The organism is Nostoc sp. CENA543 (assembly GCF_002896875.1).
In the GTDB taxonomy this organism is placed as follows: domain Bacteria; phylum Cyanobacteriota; class Cyanobacteriia; order Cyanobacteriales; family Nostocaceae; genus Trichormus.
In genome coordinates, this window is sequence record NZ_CP023278.1 from 953,122 (window position 1) to 974,348 (window position 21,227).

15 protein-coding genes and 1 tRNA gene are annotated in these 21,227 nt (G+C 41.6%); 5 read left to right on the forward strand and 11 right to left on the reverse strand.

Translation table 11 applies throughout. The features are described from left to right. The first annotated feature begins 4 nt into the window (after positions 1-4). The gene (locus CLI64_RS03890; protein WP_308418378.1) at positions 5-1,720 is read left to right on the forward strand and encodes a DUF1565 domain-containing protein; all 1,716 of its coding nucleotides are present in this window, start codon (positions 5-7) and stop codon (positions 1,718-1,720) included. 241 nt (positions 1,721-1,961) lie between these two features. Beyond that, entirely contained in the window at positions 1,962-3,701 is a 1,740-nt protein-coding gene (hflX, locus tag CLI64_RS03895) for a GTPase HflX (RefSeq protein WP_192881727.1), read from the forward strand. Between the two features lie 119 nt (positions 3,702-3,820). On the opposite strand, the gene CLI64_RS03900 is transcribed toward hflX, so the two are convergent. From CLI64_RS03900 to pdhA, 3 genes are all read right to left on the reverse strand, one after another. Then, a tRNA-Lys gene (locus CLI64_RS03900) sits at positions 3,821-3,892 on the reverse strand. A 61-nt stretch (positions 3,893-3,953) separates the two neighbouring features. Beyond that, a complete protein-coding gene (locus CLI64_RS03905; protein WP_103135994.1) occupies positions 3,954-4,823 on the reverse strand; it encodes an aldose epimerase in 870 nt (289 codons plus the stop codon). A 158-nt stretch (positions 4,824-4,981) separates the two neighbouring features. Continuing rightward, positions 4,982-6,016 (reverse strand): pyruvate dehydrogenase (acetyl-transferring) E1 component subunit alpha, encoded by a 1,035-nt coding sequence (gene pdhA / locus CLI64_RS03910; RefSeq protein ID WP_103135995.1) that lies wholly within the window; start codon positions 6,014-6,016, stop codon positions 4,982-4,984. A gap of 774 nt (positions 6,017-6,790) precedes the next feature. Between pdhA and CLI64_RS03915 the strand changes: the two genes are divergently transcribed. From CLI64_RS03915 to CLI64_RS03925, 3 genes are all read left to right on the forward strand, one after another. Continuing rightward, entirely contained in the window at positions 6,791-9,043 is a 2,253-nt protein-coding gene (locus CLI64_RS03915; RefSeq protein ID WP_103135996.1) for an IMS domain-containing protein, read from the forward strand. Positions 9,044-9,599: 556 nt separating this feature from the next. Continuing rightward, the gene (locus tag CLI64_RS03920) at positions 9,600-10,841 is read left to right on the forward strand and encodes a DUF4912 domain-containing protein (protein WP_103135997.1); all 1,242 of its coding nucleotides are present in this window, start codon (positions 9,600-9,602) and stop codon (positions 10,839-10,841) included. Positions 10,842-11,014: 173 nt separating this feature from the next. Continuing rightward, positions 11,015-11,941, forward strand: a complete 927-nt coding sequence (locus CLI64_RS03925) for a phosphodiester glycosidase family protein (RefSeq protein WP_103135998.1) — start codon at positions 11,015-11,017, stop codon at positions 11,939-11,941. 19 nt (positions 11,942-11,960) lie between these two features. Here the strand turns inward: CLI64_RS03925 and CLI64_RS03930 are convergent, their stop codons facing one another. The 8 genes from CLI64_RS03930 to CLI64_RS03965 all read right to left on the reverse strand — a co-directional run bounded on the left by CLI64_RS03930 (position 11,961) and on the right by CLI64_RS03965 (position 21,152). Beyond that, the gene (locus CLI64_RS03930; protein WP_103135999.1) at positions 11,961-13,109 is read right to left on the reverse strand and encodes a cysteine desulfurase family protein; all 1,149 of its coding nucleotides are present in this window, start codon (positions 13,107-13,109) and stop codon (positions 11,961-11,963) included. 110 nt (positions 13,110-13,219) lie between these two features. Then, the gene (locus CLI64_RS03935; protein WP_192881678.1) at positions 13,220-13,618 is read right to left on the reverse strand and encodes a hypothetical protein; all 399 of its coding nucleotides are present in this window, start codon (positions 13,616-13,618) and stop codon (positions 13,220-13,222) included. Then, entirely contained in the window at positions 13,611-13,955 is a 345-nt protein-coding gene (locus tag CLI64_RS03940; protein WP_103136000.1) for a hypothetical protein, read from the reverse strand. The genes CLI64_RS03935 and CLI64_RS03940 overlap by 8 nt, the downstream gene beginning before the upstream one ends. Positions 13,956-13,970: 15 nt before the next feature. Further along, a complete protein-coding gene (locus CLI64_RS03945; protein WP_103136001.1) occupies positions 13,971-15,794 on the reverse strand; it encodes an ATP-binding protein in 1,824 nt (607 codons plus the stop codon). Continuing rightward, positions 15,787-17,409 carry a DEAD/DEAH box helicase gene (locus CLI64_RS03950; RefSeq protein ID WP_103136002.1) on the reverse strand — a complete coding sequence of 541 codons (1,623 nt, stop codon included), beginning with the start codon at positions 17,407-17,409 and terminating at the stop codon, positions 15,787-15,789. Before CLI64_RS03950 ends, CLI64_RS03945 begins: the two co-directional genes overlap by 8 nt. Before the next feature lie 13 nt (positions 17,410-17,422). Next, positions 17,423-19,678 (reverse strand): DNA sulfur modification protein DndB, encoded by a 2,256-nt coding sequence (locus CLI64_RS03955; protein ID WP_103136003.1) that lies wholly within the window; start codon positions 19,676-19,678, stop codon positions 17,423-17,425. Positions 19,679-19,681: 3 nt separating this feature from the next. After that, a complete protein-coding gene (locus tag CLI64_RS03960) occupies positions 19,682-20,332 on the reverse strand; it encodes a hypothetical protein (RefSeq protein WP_103136004.1) in 651 nt (216 codons plus the stop codon). 19 nt (positions 20,333-20,351) lie between these two features. Then, entirely contained in the window at positions 20,352-21,152 is an 801-nt protein-coding gene (locus tag CLI64_RS03965; protein ID WP_103136005.1) for a phosphoadenosine phosphosulfate reductase family protein, read from the reverse strand. Positions 21,153-21,227: the final 75 nt, after the last annotated feature.

Here is a 21,227-nt window from a genome sequence, read left to right on the forward strand (position 1 = left end):
GGTAGTGGGCATAACGTTACTTAGCAGCAGCTTTTGTCGCGTTGTTGCTCAAGTACCACCTGTATCAAATCAAATGCCCCTGGGTGAAAGAACAATCTCTCAGGTTAATATCCTCTTTGTCAACCCCAGTGTCGGAGATGACAAAACAGGCAATGGCAGTGAAAACGCTCCCTGGCGAACAATTACCCAAGCTTTGCAAGTTGCCACGGCTAATACAGTGATTAAATTAGCTCCTGGGACTTACACTGAGGCAACAGGAGAAGTGTTTCCTTTAATGCTCAAGGCTGGTGTCACTATTCAAGGAGATCCCACCAACCAGGGACAGGGAATCATTATTCAAGGCGGAGGACAATTTCTCAGTCGTAGTTTTGGCGGACAGAACGTTGCTATCGTGGGTGCTAACCAAGCCGAGTTAACGGGGGTGACTGTCACTAACACTAATCCTCGTGGTTACGGTTTATGGATTGAATCTAGTAATCCGGTAATTACAGCCAATACATTTACAGGTAGCACCCAAGATGGTGTAGCTGTGGCTGGTAAAGGTACGCCGACAATTACTAAGAATTACTTTGACCGTAATGGAGCTAATGGAATCACAATTAGTGGTACTTCCCAAGCCCAAATTCGGGAAAATATCTTTGTGCAGACTGGTTTCGGGATCAATGTGACGCAAAATGCTGCACCGATATTAATAGGTAATCGACTGCAAGATAATCGAGCCGGGATTATTGTCCAAGGTAAGGCTCGTCCAATTTTACGCCAGAATGTAATTACAAATAGTAAAGAAGATGGTTTAGTAGCGATCGCCCAAGCCCTACCCGATTTAGGTAACGCTACAGAAGCAGGCCAAAATGAATTCCGTAATAACCAACGCTATGACATTAACGCCAGTGCTGCTAAACAGCTGGTTGTTGCAGTCGGTAACACCATCAATACTCAACGCGTCGCCGGTCAAGTAACTTTTAATTCCCCATCTGTTACCCAAACTAATAACCAACAACTAACTACTAATAATGAAATCGTCTTTACGGCTCCTGGTGTGACTGACGAACCAACAGCACCAAATCCCAGTCAAAGTCAGTTATCCCCCTTAACACCAGCAAATACACCCCTGACTTTACCTAAATACAATCAACTCCCTGCATCAGTTCCCCAGCGCACACCCACCAGCAACAGCAGACGGAAAACCCCAGTAGCCAGCAAAAAAACTACTTCTTTACCTCCCGTACCAACCCAAGCTGCACAGGCACAATTGAATTATGTGCGGATTGATCACAATACCATTGAATTTGCTGCGCCTCAAACAGAAACACCATCATGGCCAGCAAACCTCTCACCATCCCAACCAACAGCAAATACACCAGCCCCTACAGTGACTACTGTGAGAAATAATCAGCCGTTACTCGTTCCTAATGGTGATATTCCCCTGGGTAATACCCAGAATATGCAAAAAATCTCCGCACCACAGATTTATACAACCAGTTTTGCTAGTAATTCTCCATCTACACCCGCAGGTGTGCGTTACCGTGTGGTAGTAGAGACATCCAGCGAAACCGAGCAAGAATTAGTAAAAACCCTTGCTCCTGGTGCTTTTCCCACCATTTGGCAAAGTCGTAGAGTCATGCAAGTAGGTGTGTTTAGCGATCGCAATAACGCCGATGAAATGCAAAAAGTCCTCAGTAGTAATGGCTTACGCACCATAGTCGAGCCACTGAATTAATCAGGACTTACGCATCAAAGGGGGATGAGTAATAAGTAATGAGTAATGAGTAATGAGTAATGAGTAATGACTATTGACTACCCATTACTTATTGCTCACTACTTTTTTAAAATTTTGAATTTTGAATTTTGAATTTTGAATTGATTTCGCAACCCCAAAGAGATTGAGTTTGCAGTCTTAGCACTGTTGTAAAATAGACAATAGAAGGATTCGGGGGGCCAGTTTACTGGTCGAAACGCCTATAGAAACTATTTTCGGAAATCTTCAGGGTTTAAAATCCAGTCAGCTGAAACAACTACAGCGACTGTACCACCAACGCATCCCAGGCGATCGCATCACTACGCCTGAGTTTTCCCAGCGTTTGGCGGCTATCAGCACGGAAATTAACCTACCCGTATGTGCCTACGTCAACCGTCGCGGACAAGTGATTCGTGTTGGCGTAGGCACTCCGCGTCAAACCCAAATTCCCCCTATGGAATTACCCCGTTATGGTGCGGAGCGTCTCAGTGGTATCCGTTGCATCGCGACTCATCTCAAGCCAGAACCGCCTAACGAAGCGGCACTGACTGCAATGGCTATGCAACGTCTAGATGCGTTGGCGGTAATTAATATTACTGGGACAGGGTTTACACGGCGTGGTGGTGGGGCTACAGGCTACGTTAAAGAAGCTTATTTAGCGCACTTAGTCCCGCAAGATGCCCGTGTGTTAACTCCTAGTATCGCCTTTTTGGGGTCGAGCAATGGTAAATCTGCTAATTGGAGTATTTCCCCACCTCTGAATTTAGAGGAACTCGCACAGCAAGATTTCCTCGATTTGGTGGAAGGGCTAGAAGCAGAATTCAGCCGGGAATTTGTCGCCCAGGAAGTTGATGCTGACCACGACCGCGTGTTAATTGTGGGTGTGATGACTGATGAAATGTCACTCCAACAATTTCACGACACCGTGGCGGAATTAGCGCGCCTAGTAGATACGGCTGGTGGTGATGTATTACAGACAGTACAACAAAAGCGATCGCGCATTCATCCCCAAACCGTCATCGGTGAAGGTAAAGTCCAAGAAGTCGCCCTCACAGCCCAAACCTTGGGATGTACTCTTGTCGTCTTTGACCGCGACCTCTCACCCGCCCAAGTCCGCAACCTAGAAGCGCAAATTGGGATTAGAGTCGTTGACCGCACTGAAGTTATCTTAGATATCTTTGCTCAACGCGCTCAATCCCGCGCCGGTAAATTACAAGTGGAACTGGCACAGTTAGAATATATGCTGCCTAGACTCACTGGTAGAGGACAGGCAATGTCTCGACTAGGGGGTGGTATTGGGACTCGCGGCCCTGGTGAAACTAAATTAGAAACCGAACGCCGCGCCATTCAAAGACGCATTTCCCGACTACAACAAGAAGTCAACCAATTACAAGCACATCGTTCCCGCTTACGCCAACGCCGCCAACATCAAGAAGTTCCCTCGGTGGCGTTAGTTGGTTATACCAACGCAGGCAAATCAACCTTATTAAATGCTCTCACCAACGCCGAAGTATACACCGCCGACCAGTTATTTGCGACTCTCGACCCCACAACACGCCGTTTAGCGATTCCTGGGGCTGAAAATGGTGAAACCCAAGAAATTCTGATTACAGATACAGTAGGGTTTATCCACGAGTTACCCGCATCCCTCATGGATGCCTTCCGCGCCACCTTAGAGGAAGTCACAGAAGCTGATGCTTTACTACACTTAGTAGACTTATCCCATCCAGCCTGGTTAAGTCACATCCGCGCAGTGCGGGAAATTCTCGCCCAAATGCCAGTCACGCCCGGCCCTGCATTGGTGGCTTTTAACAAAATTGATCAAGTAGACAGCACAACTCTAGCTTTAGCCCAAGAAGAGTTTCCTTTAGCTGTGTTTATTTCTGCTAGTCAGCGTTTAGGACTAGAAACCTTACGTCATCGCCTCAGCCAGTTAATTCAATACGCTGTGGATTCCCGATAGACGAATATCTTTACTAAATATCAAGGTAATGTCGTGGTGGTTAAAACTACGACATTTTTTATTCAAACAGAAACTAGGATAATAACTATTTCGATTGATATACTTTATTTAGGATTTTATGGGTCGCCCGGGATTCGAACCCGGAACTAATCGGTTAAAAGCCGAGTACTCTACCGTTGAGTTAGCGACCCGCTTTGCATTTCGCAACTTAACTATTATAGCACCAATATCTGTAGATTTGTAAAGGGGTTGCTAGAAAAAATTTGCCGTTAATTTGATCGAGGCTGTGTGACTAGCTCCAGGAGCCAGCAGAGTCAGCTTTTCACCTGTATTGAGAGCGTTACGGGGCGCGCTCCAAGGCTCCAGACAATAGAACTCTTTGCCCTTGATTGTCCAGAATACCAGCATAGAAAAGATATCGTCGTAATCTATGGACAGTTTCAGCTTGCGGCTATGGTCTGTCACACTCGCAGACTGAGAGCTAATCTGTTTAAAAGCAAAATCGATTTCATCACGGTTAAAGTCAAAATTGCCATCAAAGGGATGAACTTCTTTGCTTTTCTGGTCTTGATATTCTTGGGAGGGAATAGCAAATTCTAGTTGATTTTTATCCCCCGTCAGGAAGTAAGGATGAAATCCAGCAGAAAAGGGTAGGTCTGTAGAGGAGAGATTGTGATATTGCTGTTGAATTTCTAGGGTGTTCCCTTGGACAACATAAGTGAACACTAGTTGGAAATCAAAAGGATAAACCGCTTTGGTTTGTGCGTTACTGTTCAGAACAATAGTAAGTGCAGCGTTGTCTTTAGTAGCTTGTTCAGTTACTACCCAAGGTAAATCACGAGCAAAGCCATGTTGTTTAAGGGTGTACTGCTGACCGTTGAGGGTGTAGGTGTTATCGGGTAAGTTACCACAGATGGGAAATAAAATCGGATTTCCGCCCCTGACGCTTAACTCAGGATTGGCAAAGCGTTCAGTGTCCAAATAAAGAATTTCTTCACCCTTAACTTGCCAACGGGTAATAATACCGCCCCGTTCTGGTACGACTTCCAAATAAGCACCTGCGGTTTCATCAGCCAAGATATAGGTTTTGTACTGTTGTTGTTGAGTGGCAATACTAAACACAGGATTAGTCCTCCATCTTAGGATATGGGGCAGGGGGCAGGGGGCATGGGGCATGGGGCATGGGGAATGGGGAATTGGATGTGGAGTTAAAAATCTCCCTTGTCTCCCCTGCTCCCTGCCCCCCTGCCTCCCCTGCCTCCCCTGCCCCCCTGCCTCCTCTATTCGTCTTCGGCAAAAATAAAGCGGTACAACTCGCTGGGGTCTGGTTCAGGGCTGCTTTCGGCGAATTTTACGGCATCGTCGATGAGTGCCTGAATTTTGTTGTCGATCGCTTTTAATTCTGCTTCGTCTGCTAAGTTCTGCTCAATCAAGTAAGCTGCTAGCTTTTTGATGGGATCACGGGAGAACCAAAAGTCTTTTTCGGCTTTACTCCGCAGTTCGTCTGGATCTGCTAGGGAGTGACCACGGAAGCGGTAGGTGAGGGCTTCGATGAGGGTGGGGCCTTCTCCTGCACGGGCGCGGGCTACGGCTTCTTGGGCTACGGAATGTACTGCTAATACATCCATACCATCAACTTCTACGCCCACCATGTTGAAGACGCTGGCTTTTTTGTAGATTTCAGGATCGGAGGTGGCGCGATCGTGTGCCATGCCAATTGCCCATTTATTATTTTCTACCACGAAAATAATTGGCAATTTCCATAGGGCTGCCATGTTGAGGGTTTCAAAAAACTGGCCGTTGTTAGCAGCACCATCTCCAAAGAAACAAGCGGTTACTTGGTCAGCATTGGGATCACCCAAGACTTCACGGCGATATTTACTTTGGAAGGCGGCACCAGCAGCGACAGGAATACCTTCAGCTACGAAAGCGTAACCACCTAACAGACGGTGTTCAGCAGAAAACATGTGCATCGAGCCACCACGGCCTTTACTACAACCTGTAGCTTTACCGAATAGTTCTGCCATGACTTCTTTTGCTGGTACTCCCGCGCTTAAAGCGTGGACGTGGTCGCGGTAGGTACTGGAAACAAAATCTTCCCCTGGACGCATGGCTTTAATTACACCAGAGGAAACGGCTTCTTGTCCGTTATATAAATGGACAAAACCAAACATTTTGCCTCTATAGTACATTTCGGCGCACTTGTCTTCAAAGAAACGCCCTAAAACCATGTCTTCATATAAAAGTAAGCCAGTCTCTTTGCTGATCTGGACTGAGGCGGTATCAAATTTAGGTAACGCGCGTTCTTGAATCATTATTTTTTAGTATTCCTATCCTCAAGTCGAAATTTACCATTTTCTATAGGTTGTTCTCTCAACAAGTTTGCTGTCTTTACAGAGTTTTGCTAGAGTCCACAACCAATTTTTCAGCACCAGAAATCTTTATAGGGAATATTTGGGAATTAAAGGGCTAATTCACAGTTTTTCAAGGAAATATGGTGATATATCTCCCTGGTAAACTTCTTATCTTTTCACTTTACTATTACCCGTTCCCGTTCATAGGCTATCACTCAGGATAGCTTGGTTTCTGCATACCTATGAACAGTTTAGAAAAAATCCTCGCCAAAATCTTAAATATATATGCAAATGATTGCCAGAAAAGTTTTCTTGTGATATATTCTGGTTCTTTAATATTGCTCAACTCCTATTCTCAAGTGGTGCATCTTCCGATTTAACTGTTATAGACAGATAAATCTCCGAGTAAAAATAAATCATACTGGTTTGTACCAACAGGACTTTGTGTCAACGAAGGCTGCTAGTTAAGTTTTATATGCTCAAAAGCTGATAACATTTATGGTCAGGAAAATTACTAAGAATTAAGACAAAATATCAGCACTTTCTAGGCGAAGGCAAAATGTTGGTACTAGAATATGACACAAATTTTAGGAAGCAACAAAATTAGTTGTTGCAATATACACTTAATAGTGTAAGTCCGGCACGGTATTATTCACCGTATGATTGTGGCACGGTTTTACAGGCCTGGAATGCTCTAGGTGAATTATGTTGATCACGGTGCAGGGGAAGTAGGCTGTGCGAATTCCGCTTGATTACTACCGAATTTTAGGACTGCCTTTGGCCGCAAGCGAGGAACAGTTGCGACAAGCTTATAGCGATCGCATTGTCCAATTGCCCCGAAGGGAGTATTCTCAAGCAGCCATTGCTTCCCGTAAACAACTTATAGAAGAAGCTTACGTGGTTTTATCTGATCCCAAGGAACGCAGTAGTTACGACCAGCTATATCTTGCTCATGCCTATGACCCAGATAGCCCTGGTACTACCAAAGTAGCCCTAGAAAATCGTCCTCACGATCATCAGGGTAGACTCGATGCTCACAATCTCAGTATCGAGGTAGCCTCTGAGGAGCTAGTTGGTGCTTTGTTAATTTTGCAAGAGTTAGGAGAATACGAACTAGTGCTGAAACTAGGTCGTACCTATCTGGGTAATCAAAACGGTGCAGGGTCGAAAAAGGGTGTGCATTTGGCAGCAGAAGATTTTCTGCAAACTGCCGAACGTCCAGATATTATCTTGACGGTGGCTTTGGCTTGTTTAGAATTGGGTCGTGAGCAATGGCAGCAAGGTCACTATGAAAACGCCGCCCTTTCTTTGGAAACTGGGCAAGAAATGCTGGCGCGTGAAGGTTTGTTTACCAATGTCCAAGGGGAAATTCAAGCTGACTTATACAAGTTACGCCCATACCGGATTTTGGAACTACTGGCCTTACCTTTGGAACAGACAATAGAACGCCATCAAGGTCTGGATTTACTGCAAGGTATTTTAGACGATCGCGGTGGTATTGATGGCAATGGCAATGATGAATCAGGCCTGAGCATAGACGACTTTCTCCGCTTTATCCAGCAACTACGACACTACTTAACAGTTGCTGAACAACACAAACTTTTTGAAGCAGAAAGCAAACGTCCTTCGGCGGTAGCCACCTATTTAGCGGTTTACGCCTCAATTGCACGGGGATTTACCAACCGTCAACCCGCTTTAATTCGTCATGCCAAGCAAATGCTGATGCGGTTGGCGAAACGGCAAGATGTGCATTTAGAACAGTCCTTGTGTGCGCTACTGCTAGGACAAACGGAAGAAGCTACCCGCGTCTTAGAATTGAGTCAGGAATATGAGTCTTTAGCTTTTATTCGGGAAAAATCGCAGGATTCACCTGATTTACTGCCTGGTTTGTGTCTTTACGCCGAACAATGGCTACACAATGAAGTATTTCCCCATTTTCGGGACTTAGCCAAACAACCAGCATCATTGAAAGATTATTTTGCTAACCCGCAAGTACAAGCTTATCTAGAAGCTTTACCTACGGATGCAGAAGTCACCAACGAATGGAAAGTAATTAATCGTCCCCAAAATCGTAACTCTCATCCAGGTAATACTCGCACCGAGTCTAATAACCACCGCACACCAGATCCAGAGTTACCCACAACCCAAAATTACAGAGTTCCAGAACCAGTAAATTCTCAGAGAGTCCGAGAACAAACCCCGCCCATACCACCATACACTGGCACACCAAATTCCCAGACACCAACATCAATGTCAGGCGTAGAGCGTACCGCGAGGGCTAATCATCATCCCAGTACCCAACCACGCCCCACCACCCAACGCAGGCGACGCAAACCGACTGCACCCAAAAACACAGAACATCATCGTCCCCACACTCAACGTAACTTGATCAGCAAGTTAGACGGTAGAACACGCTTAGTGTGGACTGTGTTTTTGTCTATGGCGGGTATTTTGGTGTTTTGGTTATTAGTTTCGACTGTTTTTGGTGCTTTGAGAAATGTATTCTCGCCAACACCGGCGGTAGTCGCAGAACCATTTCTGACTCAGATTAATGAACCGGTAGTAACGACGCTGGAGAGCAACGGCGCGTTTCAACAGGATGGAGCCATAACAGAAGCGATCGCCGAAGGAGTGATTAAAACTTGGTTATCTACTAAAGCTGCGGCTCTTGGCCCTAACCACGAAATTGACGGTTTAGCAGATATTTTAACTGGTTCTGCTTTGTCACAGTGGCGATTTACTGCCCAACAAGTGAGAGCGACAGGTAACTATCGCCTTTATAGTCACAGCGTCACCGTCAGCGAAGTCAACTCATCAGAGCAAGACCCCAATCGGGCGATCGTCAGAGCTAACGTCAAGGAAATGACCCAATTTTATAGGAATGGTCAACAAGTAAACTCTGAGGACGACAATCTGCGCGTGCGTTATGAATTAGTTCGGCAAGAAGGGACTTGGCGGATTCAAAGTATGTCGGCTGTGGTGAATTAAGGTAAAAGGCAAAAGGCAAAAGGTAAAAGGTAGTACCGATGAAACTTATTTCATGTCCAAGCATGAAAGGGTGACTGGTATGTCTACTCAGCACGCTGCTCAACGCCCCGCTTCCGCTAACAGCACTCAAAACTCAGCACTTAGCACTAATTAATAAGCTTAAATACTATTAAACGCATCAATAAAATCAAGGTTCCATGACATTAAGCTACCATGAATAGGTATAAATGTCAGGGGATCATAACAAATTGATCCCACGAGGGCTAATAAGTTCGTCAAATAGGCAAAAAAGCCCGTTGACACCCCTTGATCCCTAGCCGGGGTTACTAGTTAATATTCATTTAACAAACTTAATAAGTGACTTCTCACAATCCCAAAGTGCTGATTTTGGCATGAGTAAGAATTGAAAGGATGAACCCTTCTATTTAACAAAAGACTAAACAACACACTGGGCAAAACCAGGAGTCAGGCATAAGAAATTCATCTGGGCATCTAACCAAGCATTTTGTTACCCAGAGAAATAATTTACCTTTCAAGCTACTGGAGGCCAAAATTCATGGCAAAAGAACGCCCACCGCTAGAAGAGATGACACTGCGGCAATTACGTAAAGTTGCCAGCGAATTCAACATCTCTCGTTATAGCCGGATGAGGAAATCTCAGTTACTAGCATCAATTCAAGAAGTTCAACGTCAAAAAGCGACGCTTAACCCATCTCGTTCACTGGAGGCACAAGAAACCGTGGAAGCTGCAAAATTTGAACTAGGTCAAGAAGACCGTACCGGTGGTTCTCTAGCTGATGTTGACGAAGAATTAGTGGATTTACCTGGTGGTTACGGTGACAGCCGGATTGTACTCTTACCCCGTGATCCGCAATGGGCTTATGCTTACTGGGATGTTCCCAACGAGCATAAAGAAGATTTGCGTCGGCAAGGGGGACAACAACTGGCACTACGGATTTATGATGTCACCGACATCGATCTTGAATATCAAAGCCCCCACAGTATTCAAGAGTATCCTGCCGATGAACTAGCAAGAGAATGGTATATTCCCATTCCTGTGAGCGATCGCGATTATGTCATCGATATCGGTTATCGTGCTTTTGATGGACGTTGGTTGGTGCTAGCTCGTTCAGCTCGCGTTCACATTCCCCCCGTATATCCCTCTGACTGGATTGAAGATGTCTTCATCACCGTCAACTTTGAGGAAGATTTACGCGGTAAAACCCTTTACGAACTCGTACCCCCCGCCAAGAAAGTTGCCGCAGTCGGTGCAAATGGCAACCCCATCTACGACCAAATCTTTGGCTTGGCAGAATCCGCCGAAGCGCAACGGGTGGCTGGTTCTCTGTTCGGTTCTATGCAACACGTTCCTGGTTCTGTGCGTCCCGAACAAGCCATCAGTTCTTACATCTTCCCCTCTGGTGTAGGTATGTGGGCAGTTCCCACCGCTTCCGGTATCAATATGTCCGGCGTGGGAATGTCTGGTGTAGGCTTCTCTGCTTCCGCCGTTCCCGTACGTCCTCGCAAGTTCTGGTTAATTGCTGACGCTGAGTTAATTGTTTACGGTGCAACCGAACCAGATGCAACCGTCACAATTGGTGGTCGTCCCATCAAACTCAATCCCGATGGTACATTCCGCTTCCAGATGTCCTTCCAAGACGGCTTAATTGACTACCCCATTTTGGCTGTCGCAGCTGATGGTGAACAAACCCGTTCCATCCACATGAAATTCGAGCGTGAAACCCCATCTCGGAACACCAACACCAAAGATGAAGCTGTTTTAGAATGGCTGTCTTAAGTTAGGGAATAGAAGAAGAATTGGTGCAGGGGGCAGGGGGCAAGGGGGAGAAAAATTTCCCCTTTTCTCCCTGCTCCCTGCCCCCCTCCTTTCTACCTCCCAGTCCCCAACCCTCATTGGAATTTTGAATCAACACCCGCTATAGTCTAGGCTGTAGTGGGTTTTTATTTTGTATGTCTATTCCAAAGATAATTACTTTATCTATAGTTGCTATTGTTGGTAGTCTATTATCAAGTTGTAGTAAGTTTGATACTAGTTCAGCCGCAAGGCCAGTAAAAGCTTGTCTTGGGGAAAATCCTCAATTTAGTATTGAATTTTTCAAGACTAATAATCGAGGTGAGAAATTTGCTAAAGGTATTAATCATGTAATTGTTTTTAATCCTAAGTCTGAGGCACTAGATTTTAAAGTCAATGTGGGTTTAGCTCATGCAATCTATGCTAAAGACGGCAGAGGCAGAATTAGGAGAGAATACATCCCAAAACAGTTTCGAGAAATTATTACTGATAATAACTCTCTGCTTAATGGTAAAAAACCCATAGCAGCAATTAATGCCGATTATATAGATCCAGAAAATAAACCTCAAGGGTTAAATATTTCCCGTGGTATTGAGTATGCTGGAGATTTTAAAAATAGACGTTCTTCCTTTGGGATTTCTGGTGGTAAACCTCAGCAAAGACAGGCGACAATTCAAGCCGGTAGACGAGCAAATAATATTCTGAATTACAACTTAGTAGGCGGTAACGGGAGATTTTATCGTCAAGGTAAATTTAAAGATATTTGCCAAGATTTAGGGGAATTAGCCTGTAAACAAGCAACGAATCGGTCTATGGCGGCTATTACGACTAAGGGTTATGTAATTCTTTTGGTTAATGATATCAAGGCTAATTCTAATATTGAAGTATCATCAACGAATCAAGAGCTAACGCCAGATAAATTTGATGATGTTTTAGAGGGGATTGCCCGTAAAAATTGTTTGGGGAGAATTCAAGAAGGAATTTTATTTGATGGTGGTATGTCACCAGGGCTTTACTATAATGATAAAGTTTATGTAGAAAATCCTGGTTTTATTGGTTCAGTATTTTTAATTTATAAAAAATGAGAAATTGTCTAAAAAGTTCTTATAAAATTTGACGGATGGTGTTGACTGCATCAATGAGCAAATCAGCTGCTTTTGCAATTTCTATCTTAGTTGTAAATTTACCAATACCAATTCTCAATGAGCCTTCAATGATATTTTCGGGAAGGTGCATTGCTTGTAAAACATGAGAAGGTGCAACAACGCCTGATGAACAAGCTGCACCTGTGGAAATAGCTAATTGCTGACGTACTCGCGCAATGATGGCGGTATTAGAAATATCGGGGATGGAAATGTGTAAATTACCCGATAAACGGTGGTTTGAGTCCCCATTCACCACTAAATCGGGAATTGCGGCTTGGAGTTGGTTTTGTAGCTGATCTCGTAAAATAGCGATCGCACTTTCATCTTGTTCCATCTCCAAGCGTCTCAATCTGCAAGCTTCCCCCAAACCGACGATTCCGGGGACGTTGAGTGTACCTGATCTGAGTCCCTGTTGATGTCCACCACCGTAAATCATCGGTGGGAGAAGATGATTTTTCCTCACTACTAATACACCCACGCCTTTGGGTGCATAGAGTTTATGTGCTGAAATCGCCAGATAAGTAATCCCCCAGTCTTGAAAATTGACGGGAATTTTGCCGACGGCTTGGGATGCGTCGCATAAAAAAGGGATGTGGTAGGATGAGGCGATCGCGCCAATTTTTTTGATGGGGTAAATTGTCCCGACTTCATTGTTAGCCGCCATCACACAGAGTAAAGCCGCACCATCAGCACAGACTTTTTCCAAATGTTCTAAATCAAGCTGTGCTTGTTGATTGACTTTTAACCAAATAATTTCCGCCAGTCCTTTTTTAACTAAGGCTTTGCAAGTATCTATAACGGCTTTGTGTTCTACTGGGGAAACAATAATTTTGGCGGGGGTATTTTGTTGTGTAATTTGCCCTTGAATTACTAAATTAATGCTTTCCGTTGCGCCGGATGTAAAGATAATTTCCTTGGGCGAGGCGTTGATTAAGTCTGCTATTTGTTGACGTGCTTGTTTAACTGCTTTTGCGGCTGCATTACCATAATCATGATCTACACTATTGGCGTTACCAAAGGCGGTAGTCATATAGTACATGACTTTCTCAGCTACTCTGGGGTCAACGGGAGTAGTTGAGTGGTAGTCTAGGTAGATTATGCTGGTCATTTTTTTTACGCAGAGTAACGCTAAGTCAACGCAAAGGAACGCAGAGAATTATGATAACAACTGTCTCACCCCTTTGCGTCTTTGCGCCTTTGCGTGAGATTTAATCACTTTTACTGAGAAGTTAAATATTCTAAAATTAAGAGTCTTAAATAATCTAACATTCTTAGGTATGATTTAATATTTTCGTATTCATGAGAGTTATGCAAATACAATTGGGAAATACTCGGAACATCAAACACTCGTTTTTGTTTTAATTGTTCAATTGCTTGTTGTGGATTTTCTATATACCCTCTGGCTTTAATCTGACTACCATAACCGCGAATATCTGTAGTTAATAGTTCAATTTCTTCTAATAATGTAAATTCTGTTTCTGACACAGGTAATTGATGAGCGATCGCCTGTCTTTCTAATTTACTATTTTGGTAGTCAATCGTTAACTGAGCTAACAGTTGAATGATATAATTTTTAGTTAGTTCAGGATTTTGATTAGTCAGGGTAGTATTAGTCATCGTTCACTCCATAGGTGACAATTTTTTCAGTTCCAAATTTATCTGGACGCACAATTAAATATTCATTTCCTTTACGATAAACGGCTGAACTATCTTGACGATAACCTGTTTTTGGTACTCTTATTGCTCCTTTTTTGTTAAAATTATGTGCTTTACGGAGTAATTTTAACGGGTCAATTTCTTTTCTAGCGGCATGATCTAAAATGTTATGGGAAACGCTGATATAACTTGCTTTATCCCACTCTGTTAAGTATTTTTCAATTTCTGCGATTTCTGAGGATGCGTATTCTTGACAGAGTTCTGTAAAAAACGGGTCATCTTGTGGTTCATTAGACATTATTTTATCACTTCACTACTCATTCTCTAAAAACCTCCTAGCAACTCTCCCCCAATCAATGCGCGTATCTTGAGCATTTTCTTTAAATTTACCCTCTGGCTGCTCATCTTCATATCTTGCCCATGCCATCAAGAGTAATTTTAATCCATCCAAAGAATTAACTAACCGAGAACGTAAAGTATCTACATCAGCTTTATCAACATCTTCTTCTAAGATTTCAACTAAGTTTTGATAAGCTGGATGGTTAGTATTTAGAGTAACAATAATCGCTCCGCCTCTGGGTTTAACAGAGAAAAAAGCAGGAGTATCAAGCGGTGCTTCGACAAAGGTATATTTCAAGCCATCATCTACTGTTGTGGCGGCTAATAATTCGGCTTTAGTTTCTGTCACTCCTTCTTCTTGGAGAGTTTCTTTAATAACTTGTTTGCGTTCTTCTTTGGGTAATTTTTCATCTGCATCACTTTGACCTTTATAACCTTGTGATTTACGCTCTTGAGTGACAGTAGTTGCAACTTTTTCAGGTTTATAAGGGTCATGGCGTTTTTCAGTGGCGGTACGAGTACCTTTTGTTTGATTTTTAATTAAGCGACGAATTAAGCTTAGTTGACTACTGATTTTATGGGCTAATTCCAATAAAGGCAGTTTTGGATCTTCATCTTGAAGTAATTCTTCTTTTAATTGAGTAACTGTTTTACCTTCTTCTAATAAAGACTCAATATCAAGTTGTAAAATTTCGCCAAAATTCCGGGCTGATTGTTTGTTATTAGTCACACCAAAAATATCATCAAGTAACGGGTTAAATTCAATTTCAATTCCCCACCAGCGTTCTGTAGGATCATAATTATTTACTAAGTTTTGGTCTAGTTCTAATTCTCTTCCTGCACGCACAACGGAAACACCAACATTTTTAGCTGCGTGTTGTCCGTGTGGTAAACTACCAGGGTTTTTTCCTGGTTCGGCTTGACGCGCTTCTTCTTTAGCGTAAGAAAAACGCACTTTTACATCATGTTCTTTATCTTTAAAGTTAATTTTATAAGTGGCTTCATACGATGTATCACCTTCCCAGGGGCGAAACATAGCTTGATTATTAAAGGGTGGTGGACAGGAGGTTTTTTCTATTAAATAACCAGGGTCATTTGGTAGGGCGTATTTTTCTAAAATCAGGCTATATAAGGCATCTAAATCAAAGGCTACCATGCGGATTTTGACTTTACCGCTATTGATAAATTTGCGATACATTCTCCCAATCACAAATTCTGAATTATCAATAATTGCTTTGCCGGTGCGCCAAATACAACGGTCGATGTTTGACCATACTACTAATGTGCCACTTTCGCCAAATTGTTGACCAATTCTTGTCCAAGTTGTGGGAATTGCTTTAGATGTAGGTTCTGGTACTTCTGTCAGTTGGCGATTTTTAATTTCATCTAAATCTAGGTAACTATGCAGTGCATTTTCTATGCCATTTTGCCATGACCAGACATCAACTCTTTGACATTGGGAAATAGAAGAGGAAGGTAAACCCATGCCAAAACGACCGATTCCGGTGTGTTTGTCTTCATCTAAATATGTACCGTTACCAAATTGCAGGGCGAGACGTAACACACTCGCATCCATCCCACAACCATTATCTAACACGGCGATTTGTTCAATGCGCGATCGCCTCCTCACTTCCCCCTGTTCTTTCCGTTCCCCACACAGCAACTCTACTTGCGATGCACCAGCTTGAATGGCATTATCCATTAATTCGGCTAAGGCGTAGGCGGCGTTTTTATAACCGTTGTCGCGCATGGCTTGGACGGCTAAGTGAGTCGGAACAATATCATGGGCGTTATTCATGGGTTTTCCTCCAAACGTCTTCCCAATTGTGAAAGGCTGATGCAACTGAACCAAAACCAGGGAGTTGATTATCTATAACCGTGACTATTTCGGCTGTAGCATTACCCCCAGCTTTGATTCCTCTGATGGCGCGTCCTACCATTTGGCTGTAGAGAACAAGGGATTTGGTGGGACGGGCGATAACAGCCGCACTGGTTTTGGGTGCGTCGAAACCAGTGGTTAATACGCCGTAGTTACATAAAATCTTGGTTTGGGTTTGTTGGTCTTTAAAGTTGTGAATCAGCCGTTCTCGTTCGGATTTGGGGGTTTCGCCTGTGACAGCGTCAGCATGGAAGCCACGTAAACGCAAAATGGAAGCGATGAGTTTGGCGTGTTCCACGGAGGTATTAAACACGATGATGCGTTGATGATGTGGGGCGAGGGCTTCTAGTTCGAGAATGATGCGGAGGTTGCGTTGTTCGTCTGCGGCTAACCGATTGAGGATATAGGGGGGAATATCTAAGTCTGTATGAATGCGCTTGAGGTCTTGGGGTGTGAGTTCAATGCCGGTTTCGTAAAATAAGGAGCGATAGTTAACTTGTGCTAGGTATTGTTGATCTACGAGATAATCAATGGGGTTGTCATAACCCTCGATTTCTAAGGTAACTTTTTGGTGGGCGAAGAATTTAGCTAGTTGTGCATCGGTGTTAATATCAGCCCAAGTGCGTCCAGGTGTGGCGGTTAGTCCTAATAGGGCGGTTTTTTCGTAGGGGACGACGAGGGAATCTAAGACGAGTTTATAGGTTTCGGCTACTGCTTGATGGGCTTCGTCGATAATTACTAAAGAAGAACGCACACCCAGTTGATTAATAAAGCGGATACTTTTTTTGGCGGCGTTGTAGACTTTGGCTAATCCTGCTACTACTAAGCCATCTTGCGCTTGTGCTAAGTCTATTTCATGGTTGCCCCAGAAGCGGTAAGTTGAAAGGGTGCGATTCCCTAAACTGTCCCAGGCTTTTTGAAATTCTGTAACCGCTTGTTCGCATAGTTCTTCACTATAGGCTAACCAGATTACTAATGTGGGTTCATTGTTTCTTAGATGGTCTGCAATAATATTCATTGCAGTACGGGTTTTACCTGCACCCGTGGGAAGATGAAGAAGGACACGACGAGGTTCTTGACTCAGATAGTTTTTTACTTTTTTAGCTGCTTTGCGTTGATGTGCAAATAAAGGATACTTGGGAGTATTTTCAATTATTGTAGGAGTTTCAATTGTAATTTCGTTTCTGGGTTTAAGTGGTATTTCAAAGAAGTTAAATAGATATTTATTACTTTCTGAATTTCCACTGATTTTAAGTTTTCTTAATGCTTGATAAGGGTCTTTATTCTCAGGTGCTTCTAGTACAACAGCGAGAATTTTGGCTTGTTCTGGCGTGATTAAATCAAAGATTAAATCTCGTTTTTCTTTTGATAAGAGTAATTCTTCTGAGGTATGAAGAGTTAACAGAATTTCTCTGAGCTTACTAGGGTGAACTAAATTAGGTTCTAGGAGTTTAAGCAGATGAAAAGTTGCACTACCTAATAATTGCTGTAGTGTTTCTTCATCCGCTTTTGATAGTAAATCATTAAAGTTCAAATTTTACCTCTATTTATTCCATGTCAGATTCATCAATTTCTGATGCAGGAATAACTGAACAAGCTATTTTCATTTTTTGTTGATCTAATGATTTTCCGTTAACATTTTTAAGAAAAATATTGTATTCTGTAAAAGCTTTGTCAAAAATTATATTTTTTTCGTTCTCGCTAAGGTTTCCTTCAAGTTTTGAATTTTCTTTACAATAATCAGTTGTATATAAGTTGTAAAGTGCAGGAAATATTTGCTCTCTACATTTTTCTATCTCTTCATTAAGAGTATTGGCTAAAAATTCATTAGTTGGATGCCAAATTTCTAAAATGAGATACTTGTATTTTGTCCACTGATCTGGCTGCATCTCTCCACGATATACAACGTTGCGAAAAGTATGATTAGTTTGTGTTATTTTCCAATCTGAAATATTGCCAATAATTTCGCCTTTAAATATGCTAACTAATTTTTTAAGCTGGCTGGAGCTATTAGGAATAAAGAAATTGTTTAACTGTTGAATATATTCTCCAAGGCACTGTTTAATATCTATATATTCTTCTCCTAACTTAATAGTTATCTTTTCTATTTCACCCCAAAAACCACAAATTAATCCACTTTGAAAAGCTACTGTTGTGAGAACATTGTCGTAGAGTTCATTAAACCATTGTATGACTCCATAACTTATTTTTCCTTCAGAATCTCTGATTGCTGATTTATCTGATATTGATTTAATACATAGGTTTGCTCGTTCATATCGGAAATCTTCTATAGCGTCGTTAAGTCGTTTTGCTGTTGCATCAAGCCTTTGAGTAATAGCTTGAATTTCTGGAATATTACTCAATTCTCCTTCTTGAATTTTATTTTTTAAATTTTCTCTGTGAGCATCAAAAACTCGACTAATACCTTGCCCTTCAAATAAAATAGGTTTTAATTGACGGTCTTGGTAACTTTCAATTTTTTGCTCAAGGTCTAAAACCGCTTTATTATGATTTTCATAAAGTAGGAAACCTTCAAATACAGATAATATGAAATTACCGTATTTATCATCAAATTGTTCACGTAATTTTTCTGCTACGGAAATTGTGAAATTATCACGTTTCGTTGAATTAGCCATTTCAGAACCAAGCAAATTAGCACCGTTCAGACGATATTTCTGCATACAAAGATTTAAATCCTTTCGTTTTGCAAAATTACCCGATCTGGGTTTTGCTCCCTTAACCTCACCACCATTATTTAAAAGCAAGTGTTCTATAATATAGTAGAGATGGCTAACACCTGTAATAGCAATAGGACTTTCGATTTTTAACTTATCTTTATCTGATTGATCAAGTTCAATATTTGAGATACGTAAAGAAGAAGAAGAACGTTGATCTTTCTGCTTAACTGTAGATAAATAAGAACGGAGAAAATAAGCAATTATATCATTGTCATCAAGTAAAATATTTCTTGTTCTTGATACTTTTCTGGCTTCTCTATTTAATGTGAGGAATACTGTTCTTGCAGCCTTTCTTAAATCAAATTCGCCAGAATACTGCTCATCTAATGAAGGAAATGTACATAATATAATTGGTAAATTTATTTCTTTTAAGTTAAATTTTTGAATATACTTAGGTGTCCATTCTGAATAATATTCTTTAAAGGGCGCACGTTTTTCATCTGACCATTGATCCTTGAGATTTCTATATAACGCAAGTAAAGCCATTGCTCTATGTTGTCCATCGACTATGACTAACCGCGTCTTATGAGTGTTTAATTTAAAACGTACTAAGTCATGTTTAAGTTTTTGCCCTTCGGAAATAGGTTGTTCAAATTGAAAAACTTCTTGACCTATAGAACCTGAACGTAATATAAACTGTCCTGCTTCTTCTGTTTCAGGTTTTTCATCAGTAGTTACTTTCGGATACAGCTTTGCTGGTCTATTTTCTCCTTCTTGGATAGGAAGGACGACAACAACAATAGGAGGAAATAATTTTACTAAATCGACTGATTTTTCATCAAGTAAATAGGGAATAAGTTCAGAAGAAACTCTGGCATCATCAATATCTCTTTGCATGATTTCATCAAAATCAAGCTGATTTATATCAAAAATTTCTCTTACAGGAGCAAGATGACTAAGCAAAGCCTCATTAGCACTACTTGAAAAATCAAGTCCAACATGAGTCAGAAAATATGTAACTTCAATGGAGTTTTGACCTTCTCTACCTGTGCCTACTCTAAACGATCCTATTGAGCCTTCAATTGTCAGATTTAAAGCGGATTCCCTACGAATTTTTAATGACATTGCTTAATTCCTACCTAGTAATGGATAATGTATTCTATTCAGAATGTTTTCGAGGTCTATATATCTTTTACCATTATCTTTAATAATATTAATGACTACAAATAATTGAGCAGGTAATATATTTCTACGACATACCTCCATTGCAAAACTTTGATCAATATTTTCTTTGTCTTTAATTCTTATATTTTCTTTAAATATCTCTTCTCTATATTTCTCTATCAATTTTTTGTGGTGATTTAATCTCTTACCTAATTTCTCGGACATTCCTATATATATAGGACTAGCAAAATTAGGTGCAGATGATTGAACAACATTTTTCACTGTTTTCAATCTTTCTGGTTCTTCAACAATTCTTAACACTAAAGAATCTGAAATAAGTGGTTTATGCTCAAGATACCCCTTATAAGTGGGTTTTAAAGAACCTTCTAGACGTGCTAAATATGGTTCTTCTTGAAAGTATTGAAAAATATTTTTCTCAAGAAAATTCTCAATTATCTTTGCGGCTGATTCTCGGTCATTAATGTGTTTAAATTTATTAATTTTTTCAATGACCTGTTCTAAATCATAATCTGTAATTTCAGGTGAATAGTACCAAGCATAAATACCTGGCTCTTGAGGTATGCCAGATATTTCAGTCCAACGATAAATAGTCATCACACCCTTAATCAATCAGTTACAAATGACAAACTAAACAAGGCAAATCATCATCTTCTTGGTCTAAAATTTCTTCTAACGCTTCAGCCAAAGGACGATTAGGAGAAGCTTTTTTCTCTTTAGCCATTAACTTTTCATGTTGAGCAATAATTTCATCCTTGCGTGCTAGAAGCTGCAACAAACTTTCCCCATCAGTCCAAGTATAGGTACGACCATCAGCATGATTAGTCTCATACTCAACAGCCTTTTGAAATAAATCAGGATGTTCCTGCGCCAACATTACCCATTCATACTTGCGTTGGAAGAAACAGAAAAAACACCCAGAACGACTGCGCCAGCGATAATAGTCAGGGAGTCCAATACCACTTTCTTCTAAAAGCCGAATAATATCAGCCTTAACTAAACCCCTTTCCTTAAACGGAAACACAGGTGTAATATTCGGTTTAGTGGAGATATAACCCTCACGGTTTTCATCAGCACGGATACCAATGTAACTAACAGCCTCATCATCCCCCACAAAATCCTCCAACGGCTTAATTTTCATCTTCACCGTACACCACCGCATTTGGGGAGAAGGTAACAAACCATCATGAATCGCTAACCAATGGTCAAAACCGCGTTTATCACTGAGATAATGAATTTTAATTCCCAGACGTGCCTTAATGCGGTCAAGATAATCGTAAGTCTCCGGTAACTCCTTATGGGTATCACAAAAAAAGTATTCCATCTCTGGAATTTCCCTATGCAGTAACACTGCTAAAGCCGTGCTATCCTTCCCCCCAGAAAGCCCCAATATGTGTCTAGTTTTTTTCTCTGCCATGCTGATGTTTTAGTGCGTTTCGGCAAGTATAATAATCTGAAATTTTGACTTTATGTGGAAACATTTACGCTTGAC

Excerpts from the sequence above, each read along its gene's own strand:
- pdhA (WP_103135995.1), bottom strand. The coding sequence starts at position 6,016 with ATGATTCAAGAACGCGCGTTACCTAAATTTGATACCGCCTCAGTCCAG.
- CLI64_RS03920 (WP_103135997.1), top strand. The coding sequence starts at position 9,600 with ATGGCAAAAGAACGCCCACCGCTAGAAGAGATGACACTGCGGCAATTA.
- CLI64_RS03925 (WP_103135998.1), top strand. The coding sequence starts at position 11,015 with ATGTCTATTCCAAAGATAATTACTTTATCTATAGTTGCTATTGTTGGT.
- CLI64_RS03930 (WP_103135999.1), bottom strand. The coding sequence starts at position 13,109 with ATGACCAGCATAATCTACCTAGACTACCACTCAACTACTCCCGTTGAC.
- CLI64_RS03935 (WP_192881678.1), bottom strand. The coding sequence starts at position 13,618 with ATGACTAATACTACCCTGACTAATCAAAATCCTGAACTAACTAAAAAT.
- CLI64_RS03940 (WP_103136000.1), bottom strand. The coding sequence starts at position 13,955 with ATGTCTAATGAACCACAAGATGACCCGTTTTTTACAGAACTCTGTCAA.
- CLI64_RS03945 (WP_103136001.1), bottom strand. The coding sequence starts at position 15,794 with ATGAATAACGCCCATGATATTGTTCCGACTCACTTAGCCGTCCAAGCC.
- CLI64_RS03955 (WP_103136003.1), bottom strand. The coding sequence starts at position 19,678 with ATGTCATTAAAAATTCGTAGGGAATCCGCTTTAAATCTGACAATTGAA.
- CLI64_RS03960 (WP_103136004.1), bottom strand. The coding sequence starts at position 20,332 with ATGACTATTTATCGTTGGACTGAAATATCTGGCATACCTCAAGAGCCA.
- CLI64_RS03965 (WP_103136005.1), bottom strand. The coding sequence starts at position 21,152 with ATGGCAGAGAAAAAAACTAGACACATATTGGGGCTTTCTGGGGGGAAG.